Annotated in this window: 11 protein-coding genes; 1 reads left to right on the top strand and 10 read right to left on the bottom strand. The window is 64.6% G+C overall.

Annotation, left to right across the window (positions count from 1 at the left end; all coding sequences use genetic code 11):
• Nucleotides 1–112: 112 nt before the first annotated feature.
• Nucleotides 113–1819: a C4-dicarboxylic acid transporter DauA gene (gene dauA / locus PVA39_RS18365; protein WP_274125254.1), complete on the bottom strand. Its 1707-nt coding sequence runs from the start codon at nucleotides 1817–1819 to the stop codon at nucleotides 113–115.
• Between the two features lie 182 nt (nucleotides 1820–2001).
• Here dauA and PVA39_RS18370 point away from each other — a divergent pair, with 182 nt between their 5' ends.
• Entirely contained in the window at nucleotides 2002–2289 is a 288-nt protein-coding gene (locus PVA39_RS18370) for a PA4642 family protein (RefSeq protein WP_147176762.1), read from the top strand.
• 202 nt (nucleotides 2290–2491) lie between these two features.
• Here the strand turns inward: PVA39_RS18370 and PVA39_RS18375 are convergent, their stop codons facing one another.
• From PVA39_RS18375 to panB, 9 genes are all read right to left on the bottom strand, one after another.
• Complete coding sequence (locus PVA39_RS18375) at nucleotides 2492–2800, bottom strand: DUF2845 domain-containing protein (RefSeq protein WP_081729549.1); 309 nt, start codon at nucleotides 2798–2800, stop codon at nucleotides 2492–2494.
• On the bottom strand, nucleotides 2797–3087 hold the full coding sequence (locus tag PVA39_RS18380; protein ID WP_093505701.1) for a DUF2845 domain-containing protein: 291 nt from the start codon (nucleotides 3085–3087) through the stop codon (nucleotides 2797–2799). The genes PVA39_RS18375 and PVA39_RS18380 overlap by 4 nt, the downstream gene beginning before the upstream one ends.
• A gap of 5 nt (nucleotides 3088–3092) precedes the next feature.
• Entirely contained in the window at nucleotides 3093–6041 is a 2949-nt protein-coding gene (locus tag PVA39_RS18385) for a DUF748 domain-containing protein (protein WP_274125255.1), read from the bottom strand.
• A 77-nt stretch (nucleotides 6042–6118) separates the two neighbouring features.
• Nucleotides 6119–7135 carry a class I SAM-dependent rRNA methyltransferase gene (locus PVA39_RS18390; RefSeq protein WP_274125256.1) on the bottom strand — a complete coding sequence of 339 codons (1017 nt, stop codon included), beginning with the start codon at nucleotides 7133–7135 and terminating at the stop codon, nucleotides 6119–6121.
• A 265-nt stretch (nucleotides 7136–7400) separates the two neighbouring features.
• Nucleotides 7401–8267 carry an oxygenase MpaB family protein gene (locus tag PVA39_RS18395; protein ID WP_274125257.1) on the bottom strand — a complete coding sequence of 289 codons (867 nt, stop codon included), beginning with the start codon at nucleotides 8265–8267 and terminating at the stop codon, nucleotides 7401–7403.
• A 78-nt stretch (nucleotides 8268–8345) separates the two neighbouring features.
• Nucleotides 8346–10283 (bottom strand): acetate--CoA ligase, encoded by a 1938-nt coding sequence (acs, locus tag PVA39_RS18400; RefSeq protein WP_274125258.1) that lies wholly within the window; start codon nucleotides 10281–10283, stop codon nucleotides 8346–8348.
• A gap of 122 nt (nucleotides 10284–10405) precedes the next feature.
• The gene (gene pgi, locus PVA39_RS18405) at nucleotides 10406–12070 is read right to left on the bottom strand and encodes a glucose-6-phosphate isomerase (protein ID WP_274125259.1); all 1665 of its coding nucleotides are present in this window, start codon (nucleotides 12068–12070) and stop codon (nucleotides 10406–10408) included.
• A 106-nt stretch (nucleotides 12071–12176) separates the two neighbouring features.
• Nucleotides 12177–13037: a pantoate--beta-alanine ligase gene (gene panC, locus PVA39_RS18410; protein WP_274125260.1), complete on the bottom strand. Its 861-nt coding sequence runs from the start codon at nucleotides 13035–13037 to the stop codon at nucleotides 12177–12179.
• Entirely contained in the window at nucleotides 13034–13834 is an 801-nt protein-coding gene (gene panB / locus PVA39_RS18415; RefSeq protein WP_147176756.1) for a 3-methyl-2-oxobutanoate hydroxymethyltransferase, read from the bottom strand. Before panB ends, panC begins: the two co-directional genes overlap by 4 nt.
• Nucleotides 13835–13906: the final 72 nt, after the last annotated feature.

Below are 13906 nucleotides of genomic sequence, written 5' to 3' on the forward strand. Positions count from 1 at the left end.
GTATCTGTGGGAGCGGGGAACGGCTGCTCCCGCCACTTTGCAGGCAAAGCGCTGAAATCACCCCCGAAGATCGTGAATGGCTTCCAAGCCCCTCGGCTGGCTGGCACGCGATTCAGGCGTCGCTTGGCCAGCTCTCGCAGATCGCTCGCGCCTGTGGCAGATCCCGGGCATAACTTAGGCGCCCATGGGCCCGCTGCAGGCCGGCGCGACGCAGTTTCAGGCGCAGTGACGGTGAGGCGCCGCTGATGATCAGGGCGATGCCCTGCTGGCGGTATTCCAGTACGGTGCTGTGCAGGGCGGCGAGGGCGGTCATGTCGAGCATCGGCACTGCGCTGACATCCAGAATCACCACGCGGATATGCGGATCGAGCCGGCGCAGTGCTTCCAGTGTGCGCTGCGCCGCGCCGAAGAACAGCGGCCCGCGGATGGCCAGGGCCAGCACGTGTTCGGGCAGGTCGCTCAGGGCCTGATGGCCGTTGCGCGGCAGGCGCTGGGCATCGGTCAGCTCGCTCATCCGTTTGATGAACAGCCCGGCGGCTAGCAGCAGGCCGACGCCCACTGCCAATACCATGTCGAACAGCACCGTCAGCGAGAGGCAGGTGAGCAGCACCAGCACGTCGCTACGCGGCGCGATGCGCAGGGTATGAGCCACGTGATGGGCCTCGCTCATGTTCCACGCCACGATCAGCAGCAGAGCGGCCAGCGCGGCCATCGGCAGGTAGCTGAACAGCGGGGCGAGAAACAGGATGGCCGCCAGCACCACGCCAGCATGAATGATTGCGGCCAGCGGCGAGCACGCGCCGGCCCGCACGTTGGTGGCGCTGCGGGCAATGGCTGCGGTGGCGGTGATACCACCGAACAGCGGTGCGACCAGATTGCCGATGCCTTGGCCGAGCAGTTCGGCATTGGGGTCGTGCTTGCTGCCGGTCATGCCGTCGGCCACCACCGCGCAGAGCAGCGACTCGATAGCGCCGAGCATGGCGATGGCGAAGGCCGGCGCCAGTAACTGGCGGATCAGTTCGAACGACAGCACCAGCGGCTGACCATCGGCGCCCGGCAGTTGCCAGGGCCAGGCGAAGCTCGGCAGGAAAGGTGGAATGCCTGGGTAGCTGACGCCGTCGACGCTGTAACTGAAACGCTCACCGAGGGTCGCTACCGGCAAGCCACCGTGTTCCAGTGCCAGGCCCAAGAGCGCACCGACCGTCAGCGCTACCAAGTGTCCGGGTACCCGCGGCACCAGCCGCGGCCAGACCAACAATACGCCGAGGCACGCCAGCGCAACCATCGTGTCCCCGGGCTGGATGCCTGGCAGCGCATGCCAGAGCATCTGTATCTGCTGTACGTAGTGGCTCGGCTGCCCGGCCAGTTGCAGGCCGAGCAGATCCTTGAGCTGCAGGGTGGCGATGACGATGCCGATGCCGGCGGTGAAGCCAAGGGTGACCGGATAGGGCACGAACTCGATCAGTCGCCCGGCCTTGAGCAGGCCCAGGGCGATCAGGATAAGCCCGGCCATCACCGTGCACAGCAGCAGGCCGCCAATGCCGAACTGCTGGGTAATCGGCAACAGGATCACCACGAAGGCCGCCGTAGGGCCGGAGATGTTGAAGCGCGAACCGCCACACAGGGCAATCAGCGGTGCGGCGACCAGCACCGTGTAGAGGCCGTGTTGCGGCGCTACGCCGACGGCGATCGCCAAAGCCATGGCCAGTGGAATGGCGATGATGCCCACCGTGAGGCCGGCGGCCAGGTCGCCGCGCAGGCTGGCCCAGGAGTAGCCTCTACGCAGGCTCTGGCGGCAGGCGGCGAACAGGGTAGGCATGGCGGCGCTTCCTGAAAGGAATGCCGGCAGTATAGAACGGCGCCGGACGCCCGGGTGTTGACTTAGGTCGCGTACCGCCTTGCCTGTGGCGGTGATAGGAGCGCCGGATGCGCGGTGCGTTGAGCGCTCGTCACGCCAGGGGTACACTGCCGGCCCCGTGTTCTGGTTGGCTGGAGTGAGCGATGCGTAAAGACAAGAAGCAGGTCATTGGTGACGACATCAGCGATGAGCAGATCAAGCTGTTTCTCGCCGTGGAACCGGCCGATGCCACGCCGCCTTCGCTGCACAAACTGGTTAAAGCCTACCGCGGCCTGCGTGACCACGACTTCGAACGTTTCCTGGGCTTCTTCGTCGAGGCCGGTTACGACCTGGATGCCAAGGACGCTGACGGTAATGACTTCGTTGCCTTGATCCAGGATCAGCGCAATGCTGAGGCCTACATCGCGGCAGTCAAAGCTGCTCGCAGTTAAGAACCTGTCCACGAGTTTTTAGGCGACGTGAAAGAGGCTGCTACAAGGTAGAAACAGAAGCTCAGCGATTGCGTAGGAGCGGCTTTAGCCGCGAGTTTTTATTAACGCAAACAAAGAGCTCGGGGCTAGAGCCCCTCCTACTAAAGCCTCGCGTTCACCGGCGGCGACATCCAGTCGTCGCCTATCTGATCAGCGCAGCAAGCTAATCGCCGCGCTTGCTGTCGATCCGTTCCAGGCGATTGCCTTCGAAACGCAGAAAGTAGTTCATGCCGTTGCGCGGCCCATAGCTCCATTCCTCGATCTGCACCTCATGGGTGAAACCGTAGCGGTCGGTCTGATCCTTGTAGCCGATGAACGAGCGGTTGTTCGGTTCGCCGCATTTGGCCTGTACTTCGGCCGTGGTGTCGCCGGTGCTGGCGATCGCTCTGTCGCAGCGCCAGGTCGAGGCATTGGCGGTGCCGGCCAGCAGCACCAGCAGGGCGCAGGGAAATAGTGTCTTGATCATGGTCATTGCCGGCGTTTGCGCTCGATGCGCGTTAGCCGATTGCCCTCGAAGGTCAGGATGGTAAACATGCCGTTGCTGGGCTCGTAGGCCCATTCCTCGATATTGGTTTCGCGCCGGTTGTAGGGGCCGACCGTGTAGCCGACCGGGTCACGGAACGCGGGCTCACCGCATTTCTGCATCACCTCGAAGGTACGATCACCAAGGTTCACCAGCTTGCTGCCACAGCGCAGCGTGTCGGCGTGACTCAGCAGTGGGCTGGCGCATAACACCAGCAGCAGGCCTAGTCGTTTCATGCTTGTCACTCGCTGCCCAGATGAAGGGGAGTGGCCACACGGCCATCGGGTTCTGCCTGGCCGAGGTTAACGTCGAGCAGGTAGATGCGCTCGTCCGCCAGTTTGTCGCGGTCCACCAGATAGTCCTTGATCGCCGCCGCGCGCTGCTGCGCGAGCTGGCGCTGCAGACCGCGGCTGTCACTCCAGGATGCCAGGACCGCCGCATGCAGTTTGGCGGTGCGTTCGTCATCGCTCAGTTTGGCCCATTCGGCCGGCGGCTGCTGCTTGAGGCGCGCGCGGTAGATGCCTTCGAGTAGCGGGGCTTTCTCGTCCTCGGGCACCACCAGCTCCTCGGCACTGCCCGGCACCTTATCGCCACGGCGCTGCATGATGCGGTACAGGTAATCCTGATATTCGCGTTGCAGGCGTCGCTCTGCGAGCAGCGGACCGTCGGCACTCTGGGCAGCTGCGCCTTCGATTTCCAGGCGCAGGGCGGGGCGTTCCTGCAGGGCGTCAGCCAGGGTGTCCAGAGTCTTTTGCGCCTGCTCGTCGAGCTCGGCGCTGCCAGGGGCGAAGGCCACAGTGCTCAGGTCCATGTCGCTGCCGCCCCTGACCAGCCCACCGATGAACTTGAACGGTGCCTGGGCGGTGCGCAGCACCAGGTTGCGCAAGGTCTGCCAGACGATGGGCATGACGCTGAATTGCGGGTCGTTGAGGTTGCCCTGCAGCGGCAGTTCCAGGGAGATGCGCCCCTGGGTGTCTTTGAGCAGGGCCACGGCCAGGCGAATCGGCAGGTCGACGGCGTCCGGGCTGTCGACCTTTTCGCCCAGCTGCAATTGCTCGACCAGCACCTTGTTCTCGGCGTTGAGCTTGCCGTCGTTGATGCGGTAGTGCAGGTCCAGATTCAGGCGGCCCTTGCGGATGCGGTAGCCGGCGAATTTGCCGGAGTAGGGCGTCAGGGTAGTCAGCTCGACCTGCTTGAACTGGGTGGCGATATCCAGGCTCTGTAGCGGATCGAATGGCGTCAGGCTGCCTTTGATGCTGACCGGAGCGTAGCGGTCCACCTTGCCGGTGACGTTGACCGGCGCCGGTTTGCTGCTGGTGCTGTCCAGGGTGCCGATGCGGCCATTGAGCTGCTGCACGGCGGTGGCGAAGTTGGGCCGCAAGCTGAAGTCGGCGAAGTTGGCCGAGCCGTCCTTGAGGCTGACCTCGCCGATGCGGATCGCCATGGGCTTATCCGCCGAGGCATCGGCGGCGGACTTGGCCTGGGAGGCGTTGCCGGCCGGTTGCTTGATGATCAGCTCGTTGACGTTGGTGGTCAGGTCTTCGTTGATGATGAAGCGCGCATAGGGCTGCTCCAGGTCCACCCGCTCGATGTCCAGGCGCTCACCGTGGCGGTAGTCGATGCCGCCCAGGTCGAGCTGCTTCCAGCGCAGCAGGTCACGGTCCTTGATGGTGTCCAGGGTGTGCAGCTGGGTCACCTGCGCCTTGCCCTGCACGCGCAGCGCCAGCGGCTCGGTACCGGTCAGGGCGACATCGAGATCGCTGTTCAGCAGCCCGCTGCGCAGCTCCAGGTGTACGAAGGGGCTGATATAGGCCTGGGCCACACGCATATCGACGTTGCGGGTGGCGACCTTCAGGCTGGCGGTGGTCGGGCTCAATTGCACCTGGCCGTCGGCCTGCAGCTTGCCCTGTTTGCCGACGCCGGTATCCAGCTTGAGGTTGAAAGGCGAGGTACCCAGGCTGTCGAAGTTCTGCATGTCCAGATTCAGCGGGCCGAGCTCGACGGCGACCTCGTCGTCTGGCACGCGGTCCACCAGATGGGCGTGGTAGTCGCGCAGTTGCACGTCCTTGACCTGCACTTGCCAGGCCGGCTTTTTCGCTGGCACGTCGTTTTCTGCCTTGGCGGTCTCAGGTTTGACAGGCTCGGGACTGTTCGACTTGGCTGCTGGGGCCGGTTTCTCACCTTGTCCGGATTTACCGGCAAACAGCTTCTGCCAGTCCAGCTCACCATCCTTTTCACGGCTCGCCCAGGCTTCGAGCTGCTGTCCGCGTACCTTGCCGATCACTACTTGCTGCTTGGCCAGATCCAGCGAGGTTTCGCTGACTTCCAGCGATTGCAGCTTGATCAGCGGCTTACCGTCCGGCGCCTTCATGGCGAACGGCGCCGCCTTGAGGCGCGTGTTGCTGAGGCTCAGCTCGGTGCCCTTGCGCAAGTCCAGGCGGTAGTCGGTGCTGAGGTTGACCACGCCCTGTTCGAGCACCAGCGGCACAGCGTCGCGCACGTAGGGCCAGAACGCCTGCATGGGTTCGTCGGTGATCTTCAGGGTGCCGCTGGAGCTGAACGGGCTCAGGCTCAGCTCGCCGCTCCAGTCGATACGTCCGCCCGCCGGGCCGGTGGCCACCAGGGTCATATCGGCGTTGTCGTCGGGCAGGGTGCTGAGGTTGTGCAGCTCGAGGTTCAGGTCGTCGTAGTGGATGTCGATCGGCTCCTGCGGGCGCAGGTCCTGAAAACGCAGGTTACCGCCGGCCAGTTCGATACGGTCGATGCGCAGCGGAAACGGCTCGCCAGGCTCATCGGTTTTGGGCTCGCTGGGCGGCAGCTTGAACAGCTGCGCCAGGTTGAGGGTGCCGTCCTTGCTGAAACGTACCTCGGTGTGCGGCTTGACCAGGGTGACGTCCGCCAGGTGCAGGGCGCCGCTCCACAGGCTGTCCAGCTCCAGGTCGACCGCCAGGTGTTCGAACGCCACCTGCTCCTTGCCGGGCTCACCCAGATGCAGGCCCCACAGTTTCAATTCCAGGGTGAAGGGGTTGAGCTGCAGGCGATCCAGCCGCGCCGGCTGGGTCGCGTAGTTCTCCAACTGCTGATTGGCGATACGCAGGGCAACGCCCGGCAGGATCAGGAAGCCGATCAGGCTGTACAGGCCCAGAGCAATCAACAGAGCAGTGGCAGCGCGGCGCAATCCTTTGGGCATGGTTTCGCTTCATCTTCCTGGCGGGAGTGCCTTGGATTATGGCACGGGGCCTAGGTTCCGAGGGAAGGGTGGCCCGTTCAGAAATGCAGCACTAGGGTTTTCAGCGGTGGGTTGCCATCGGCCGAGGGAAAGTCTGCCGCCGGTGGCAGCTGTTCGTATTCGCGTACCGGGCGGCCGAGCTTGCTGGCGCAACGCAGCACCTGCTCGCGCCATTCGTCCATGGGCACTTTCGCCAGGTTGTTGCAGCACACCAGGGTGCCGTCCTCGGCCGTGGCGAGAATCGCCGGCTTGAGCAGGCTCTGGTAATCGCGCAGCAGGTCGACGGTGCCGAAGGCGCTCTTGGCCCAGGCCGGCGGGTCGAGAAACACCAGGTCGAACTGGCGCTGTTCCAGGCGCGGGTAGCTCGGCAGCTTCTGGCCACGGCGCGCGGCGATGGGCAGCCCGGCCCACTGGCGGATCGCCGGGAAGTAATCCGATTGCACGAACTGCATGGGCGCAAGATTCGGGTTAAGTGCGCCATTCTCGCGGCCCACCGCCAGGTTGCCTTCGGCGAAGTCGAGGTTGACCACCTCACTCGCGCCGCCGGCGGCAGCATTCAGGCCCACGCCGCAGGTGTAGGCGAACAGATTGAGCACGCTTTTGCCGGCGCTGTGGCGCTGCACCCAGCCGCGGGCGTTGCGCAGGTCGAGAAACAGCAGCGGGTCCTGACCGGCATGGCGGCCACGCACCCTGTAGTTGAGCCCCCATTCCCGGCCCACCAGATCGACCAATGCGCTGTCATCGGCGACGTACACCGCGTCGCTGCGATCAATGCGCGAGTTGCCCTTGGAGCGGTCGTTGTAGACCAGCAGGGTGGTCAGTCCGAGGCTTTCGTTGATCTGGCCGTGCAGGGCAAGCAGCTCGTCGCGGCCGAGTGTCTGGTGAAAGCTCTGCACCATCAGCTGCGGGCCGTAGCGGTCGACGGTCAGGCCGCCGGCGCCCTCCTGGCTGCCATGGAACAGGCGATAGCAGTCGGTGCCCTGGGCGTGCAGGTCATTGAAAAGGTTTTCGCGGGCGGCGAGGGCGGCGCGCAGCGCCTGGTCAAGAGAAGGCACGCGCGGCGTCTCGGAAAAGGGAGGGCCGGCAGTTTAGCAAAAAAGCGCCGGCTGCCGGTTCGAGGCCGATGTCTCAGAGCCTGTTCAAAGTCTCACGAGCTAGAGCAATGCAAGGCCTAGGCGGCCCCGCAAAAACAGGCGAGGACCGGTCGGAGTCGCGCTCGACTTTACGAGCTGTAAATGAGCAGTCCGACTGGGCTGGCATTCCAGCCTGTTTTTAACGCCGCAGTGCCGACGCGCAGCAGACTTTGAACAGGTTCTCAGGTCAGGGTGCCACGCGCCGGGCGGCTCGCTGCGCTGCGCTGTTGACCACCGCCCAGCGCAGCAGCTTGGCGGTGCGTCTGACGCCGGCGCGGATCACCGGGCGGCGCCAGGCGGCCTGATGTTCGCCCAGCAGCTCGCTGGCCCAGTCCGGCAGCAGGTCGACGCCGGCCTGCATCATCAGGCTGCCAAAGGGCTTGGCCAGAATATTCGGCACCGGCGCGGCATACAGCAGCCGAACCACTTCGCGGGTGCGGTCATCGCACAGCAGCTGCGGGCGCATGCGTTGCAGATAATCGCCGATGGCCTGGCTGGATTTGGGCACGTTCTGGGCGCCCAGGCGTTCGGCGATCAGCGCCACCTCGCGGTAATAGCGATCCTGCTCGGCGACCGGCAGTTCTGGGTCCACATAGCTCAGGTAGCCGGCCAGAAACTGGCTGACTTCGGAGACGTGCACCCAGGTCAGCAAGTCTGGATCGTACGCGGCATAGGGGCGGCCATCCGGCGCCTGGCCAACCACCTGCAGGTGGATGCGCCGCACCTTGTCGATCAGCTGCTCGGCGTCGTGCCGGCCGCCATAGGTGGTACCGGCGACGAACAGGCTGGTGCGACGCAGGCGGCCGATCATGTCCTGGCGGAAGGTGGAGTGATCCCACACACCGGCCAGGGCCAGCGGATGGAGCATCTGTAGCAGCAGGGCGGAGATGCCGCCGACCATCATTGAGGTGAAGTCGGCGTGGACCTTCCAGACCATCGATTCGGGGCCGAACAAACCGGCATCGAAGCGCGGCTGATCAAGGTCGAGCACGCCCAAGGACGCGCCGGTAAGGCTGTGCACCTGCTTTTCGATCTGACGACGTAGGCTTTCCATGACGCGCAGTTTCAGCGCTTGCCCGATCCAAGGCAAGAGACTCCATGGCCTCACAAATGTCAGGCCATGGAGCGGGCGTCAGCTGTTGAGACGCTGTTCGATCAGGCTGTCGACCACGCTCGGGTCGGCCAGGGTCGAGGTATCGCCAAGCGTGTCCAACTCGTTGCAGGCGATCTTGCGCAAGATGCGCCGCATGATCTTGCCCGAGCGGGTCTTCGGCAGGCCCGGCGCCCACTGGATCAGCTCCGGCTTGGCGAAGCTGCCGATCTCTTTGCCGACCAGGCTTAGCAGCTCCTTCTTCAGCTCGTCGCTCGGCTCTACACCGTTCATGGTGGTGACGAAAGCGTAGATACCTTGGCCCTTTACGTCATGGGGGTAGCCGACCACAGCGGCCTCGGCCACGGCGTTGTGCAGCACCAGGGCGCTTTCCACCTCGGCGGTGCCGATGCGGTGGCCGGAGACGTTGATCACGTCATCGATACGCCCGGTGATCCACCAGTAACCATCCTCGTCGCGGCGCGCGCCGTCACCGCTGAAGTAGTAACCAGGGTAGGCGGTGAAGTAGGTTTCCAGCATGCGCTTGTGGTCACCGTACACGCTGCGGATCTGGCTCGGCCAGCTGGCCTTGATCGCCAGCACGCCGGCGCCCGGGCCGTCGATTTCCTTGCCCTGTTCGTCGAGCAGTACCGGCTGCACGCCGAAGAACGGCCGCGTCGCCGAGCCCGGCTTGAGGTCGGTGGCGCCGGGTAGCGGGGTGATCATGATGGCGCCGGTCTCGGTCTGCCACCAGGTGTCGACGATGGGGCAGCGCTGCTCGCCGACCACCTTGAAGTACCATTCCCAGGCTTCCGGGTTGATCGGCTCGCCGACGCTGCCGAGCAGGCGCAAGCTGCTGCGCGAGGTTTTCTTCACCGGCGCCTCGCCTTCACGCATCAGCGCGCGCAGGGCGGTCGGCGCGGTGTAGAAGATGTTCACCTGATGTTTGTCGATTACCTGCCAGAAACGCGAGGTGTCCGGGTAGTTGGGCACGCCCTCGAAGATCAGGCTGGTGGCGCCGTTGGCCAGCGGGCCGTAGACGATGTAGCTGTGTCCGGTGACCCAGCCGACATCGGCGGTGCACCAGTAGATATCGCCGTCGTGATAATCGAACACGTACTTGTGGGTCATCGCCGCCTGCAGCAGGTAGCCGGCGGTTGTGTGCAGCACGCCCTTGGGTTTGCCGGTGCTGCCCGAGGTATAGAGGATGAACAGCGGATCCTCGGCATCCATCGGCTCGGCGGGGTAGTCGGCGCCTACCTGCTGCACGGCTTCGCCGTACCAGAGGTCGCGCCTCTCATCCCAGCCGACCGCGTTGCCGGTGCGTTTCACCACCAGCACGGTGGAGACGTTGGGGCAGCTCGCCAGGGCCTTGTCGACGTTGCTCTTGAGCGGGATCAGCTTGCCGCCGCGTACCGCTTCATCGGCAGTGATCACCGTGCGGCAGTCGGCGTCGAGAATGCGGTCGCGCAGCGCGTCCGGCGAGAAGCCGCCGAATACCACCGAATGCACGGCGCCGATGCGCGTGCAGGCGAGCATGGCGTAGGCCGCCTCGGGCACCATCGGCATGTAGATGCACACCCGGTCGCCTTTCTTCACGCCGCGCTTCTTGAGCACATTGGCCAGACGGCAGACCTGCTCGTGCAACTGCTTGTAGGTGATGGAGGCCGAATCCTTAGGATCGTCGCCTTCCCAGATCAGCGCCACCTGGTCGCCACGCTTGGCCAGGTGGCGGTCGATGCAGTTGTGGCTGATGTTCAGCTGGCCGCCGGAAAACCAGCGGATATCGCCTTTGCTCAGGCTGCCACTGCAGACTTCGTCCCAGGGTTTGAACCAGTCGAGAAAAACCTTGGCCTGCTCGCCCCAGAAAGTCTGCGGGTCGTCGACCGACTGGCGATAAAGGCGCTGGTAGGCGGCGTCGTCGAGAAGCGTACGCTGGCGGGCGGCGTCGCTGACGGGGTAGCGATGAGGGAGAGACATGGCGGGTACCTTTGTTGTTATGTCCGCAATAGACACTAAGGTTAGCAGCCAAGTTTTGAGGCGCTGTTGCCGAGTGACGCAAAGTGTTGCGGACGCCCGGCAATGGGCGCCCGCAATAGGCATCAACCGCGATGACGACCGCGGAAGTAGTTGATCAGCCCCTGGGTCGAGCCGTCTTCCGCGGCGCTCGGCTCGCTACCGACCATGCGCGAGTAGACGCCCTTGCCCAGCTCCTTGCCGAGCTCCACACCCCACTGGTCGAAAGCGTTGATGCCCCAGATGGCGCTCTGGGCGAACACCTTGTGCTCGTACAGCGCCACCAGTGCGCCGAGGCGGCGAGGGCTGATGCGCTCCAGCACCAGGGTGTTGCTCGGCCGGTTGCCGGGGATGACCTTGTGCGGCGCCAGGCGCTGCACGTCGTCTTCGTTCATGCCCTTGGCGCGAAGTTCGGCCTCGGCTTCCTCGCGGGATTTGCCGAGCATCAGTGCCTGGCTCTGCGACAGACAGTTGGCGTACAGCCACTGATGGTGATCGGCGACCGGGTTGAAGCTCACTACCGGAACGATGAAGTCCGCCGGGATCAGCTGGGTGCCCTGGTGCAACAACTGGTGGTAGGCGTGCTGGCCGTTACAGCCCACGCCGCCCCAGATCACCGGGCCGGTGGCGCCGCTGACCGGGCTACCGTCCTGGCGCACGCTCTTGCCGTTGGACTCCATGTCCAATTGCTGCAGGTGCTTGGTGATGTTGCGCAGGTAGTGGTCGTACGGCAGGATCGCCTGGCTTTGAGCATCCCAGAAATTGCCGTACCAGATGCCCAGCAGGGCCATCAGCACCGGCATGTTCTGCTCGAAGGGCGCGGTCTTGAAGTGCATGTCCATGCTGTAGGCGCCGGCCAGCAGCTCCTTGAAGTTGGACATGCCGATGGACAAAGCAATCGGAAGGCCGATGGCCGACCACAGCGAGTAACGGCCGCCCACCCAGTCCCACATCGGGAAGATGTTTTCCTCGCGGATACCGAAGCTCACCGCCGCCTCGCGGTTGCTCGACACGGCGATGAAGTGGCGGTACAGCTCGGCCTCCGAGCCGCCCTGGGCCAGGTACCAGCCGCGCGCCGCCTGAGCGTTCTTCAGGGTTTCCAGGGTGCCGAAGGATTTCGACGAGACGATGAACAGGGTGGTTTCCGCCTGCAGCTTGGCCGACAGCTCATGGAACTCGCTGCCGTCGATATTGGCCAGGTAATGGCAACGCACGCCGCGCTGGGCGAACGGCAGCAGCGCCTCGGACACCAGCTGCGGGCCGAGGAAAGAGCCGCCGATGCCGATGTTCACCACATCGGTGATCGGCTTTTCGGTGAAGCCGCGCCACAGGCCGCTGTGGATGCGCCCGACCAGTTCGGTCATCTGCTGCAGCACGCGCTGCACCTGGGGCATCACGTCCACGCCGTCGACCAATACCTTGTCGCCCAGCGGCCGGCGCAGGGCGGTGTGCAGTGCCGGACGGCCTTCCGAGGCATTGAGTTTCTCGCCGTCGAACATGGCGCGGATCGATTGCTCCAGGCCGACTTCACGGGCCAGGGCCATCAGCAGAGCGATGGTCTCGTCGCTGGCCAGGTTCTTCGAATAGTCGAGAAACAGCCCGCAAGCGCTCAGGGAAAACTGCTCGAAGCGCCGTGGGTTGGCGGCGAAGGCATCGCGCATGCTGAAGCGCTGCATGGCCTGGCGGTGCTGTTGCAGCGCCTGCCAGGTGGGAAGGGCAAGAACATCGAGCGGCTGACGGTGATACGCCATGGGGCTTCCTTGTTGGGGCTTGGGTTGGGGCAGGCTTCAGTGGTGATTGTGCATACTAAAAAGCCCGGATGAGTCTCCGGGCTTTCAGTGTAGGCGATGCGGTCGATCAGTAGCCCTGATCCAGGCTAAAACTCAGGTTGTCGATCAGCCTGGTGTTACCCAGGTAGGCCGCCACCAGCACCACCAGCTCGCGGTCGCCAGGGCTGACTGCGCGCAGGCTCTGGGCTTCGCGCACTTCCAGATAGTCGGCGCGCAAACCGGCGGCGGCGTGCTCCTGCTGCGCCGCAGCGAGCAGCTTGGCCAGGTCGCGCTCGCCGTTCTTGATGGCCTGGGCGATTTGCTTGAGCGAGCGATAGAGCACGCTGGCGGTCTCGCGTTGCTCGTCACTGAGGTAGCCGTTGCGCGAGGACAGTGCCAGGCCGTTTTCGGCGCGCACCGTTGGCTCGCCGATGATCTGGATCGGCATGTTCAGGTCTCGCACCATCGTGCGGATCACCGCCAGTTGCTGGAAGTCCTTCTGGCCGAACACGGCTATATCCGGCTGCACCATGTTGAACAGCTTGGTAACCACCGTCGCCACACCTTCGAAATGCCCCGGGCGGCTGGCGCCACACAGGCCCTCGGACACACCGGGCACGCTGACGCGCGTCTGCTCGCCCATGCCGCCGGGGTACATTTCCTCGACATCCGGGTGGAACAGCAGATGGCAGCCCGCTTCGGTCAGGCGCTGCTGGTCGGCCTGCAGGGTGCGTGGGTATTTGTCGAGATCTTCGGCGGGGCCGAACTGCATCGGGTTGACGAAGATGCTGGCGACCACGAAGTCGGCGCACTGCGCGGCTTTTTCCACCAGCGCGGCATGGCCGGCGTGCAGGTTGCCCATGGTCGGTACCAGGGCGATTTGTTTGCCTTGCTTGCGAGCCTCAGCGATGGCGGCGCGCAGCTCGCCCACGGTCTTGACGGTGTTCATGCGGAGAATCCGTGCTCTGCGGCAGGGAAGCTGACTGCTTTCACTTCTTTCACGTAGGCGGCGAGGGCATCCTGGATGCTCGGCTGACCGTGCATGAAGTTCTTCACGAACTTGGCCACCCGGCCGCTCAGCGACAGGCCGAGCATGTCGTGCAGCACCAGTACCTGGCCGTCGGTATCCGGGCCTGCGCCGATGCCGATCACCGGCACTTTCACTGCGCGGCTGATCTCGCCAGCGAGGTGGCTCGGCACGCATTCGAGCAGCAGCATGGCCGCGCCGGCCTGCTCCAGAGCGATGGCGTCGGCGACCATCTGGCGCGCCTGGTTGTGTTCGCGGCCCTGCACCTTGTAACCGCCGAGGATATTCACCGCCTGGGGCGTCAGGCCCATGTGCGCGCACACCGGCACGCCGCGTTCGGCAAGTTTGGTGATGGACTCGGCCAGCCAGGCGGCGCCTTCTACCTTGATCACGTGGGCGCCGGCCTGCATCAGCAGCCCGGCGTTGTGCAGGGTCTGCTCGACGGTGGCGTTGGCCATGAACGGCAGGTCGGCGACGATCAGCGCGCCGGCATTGCCGCGTTTGACGCTGGCGGTGTGGTAGACGGTATCGGCCATGCTCACCGGCAGGGTGCTGTCGTGCCCCTGCAGCACCATGCCTAGCGAGTCGCCGATCAGCAGCACTTCGACGCCGGCCTTGCTGCAGGCGTCGGCGAAGGTGGCGTCGTAACAGGTCAGCATGGTGATTTTCTCACCCTTCTGCTTGAGCGCTCGCAGGGTGGTCAGGGTTACATCAGGCATGAAGGTATCCTCACTCGGAACCTGTGCGGGCCTGTTGGGCAGGCTCTCGTGGCGCAGGTTCACGTTGGCATC

It is taken from the genome of Pseudomonas sp. CNPSo 3701 (assembly GCF_028674975.1).
GTDB classification, from domain to species: Bacteria; Pseudomonadota; Gammaproteobacteria; order Pseudomonadales; family Pseudomonadaceae; genus Aquipseudomonas; species Aquipseudomonas straminea.

Coding starts and splice junctions, on each gene's coding strand:
- PVA39_RS18395 (WP_274125257.1), bottom strand. CDS start 8,267: ATGGAAAGCCTACGTCGTCAGATCGAAAAGCAGGTGCACAGCCTTACC.
- dauA (WP_274125254.1), bottom strand. CDS start 1,819: ATGCCTACCCTGTTCGCCGCCTGCCGCCAGAGCCTGCGTAGAGGCTAC.
- panC (WP_274125260.1), bottom strand. CDS start 13,037: ATGAACACCGTCAAGACCGTGGGCGAGCTGCGCGCCGCCATCGCTGAG.
- PVA39_RS18385 (WP_274125255.1), bottom strand. CDS start 6,041: ATGCCCAAAGGATTGCGCCGCGCTGCCACTGCTCTGTTGATTGCTCTG.
- PVA39_RS18370 (WP_147176762.1), top strand. CDS start 2,002: ATGCGTAAAGACAAGAAGCAGGTCATTGGTGACGACATCAGCGATGAG.
- PVA39_RS18375 (WP_081729549.1), bottom strand. CDS start 2,800: ATGACCATGATCAAGACACTATTTCCCTGCGCCCTGCTGGTGCTGCTG.
- PVA39_RS18380 (WP_093505701.1), bottom strand. CDS start 3,087: ATGAAACGACTAGGCCTGCTGCTGGTGTTATGCGCCAGCCCACTGCTG.
- panB (WP_147176756.1), bottom strand. CDS start 13,834: ATGCCTGATGTAACCCTGACCACCCTGCGAGCGCTCAAGCAGAAGGGT.
- acs (WP_274125258.1), bottom strand. CDS start 10,283: ATGTCTCTCCCTCATCGCTACCCCGTCAGCGACGCCGCCCGCCAGCGT.
- pgi (WP_274125259.1), bottom strand. CDS start 12,070: ATGGCGTATCACCGTCAGCCGCTCGATGTTCTTGCCCTTCCCACCTGG.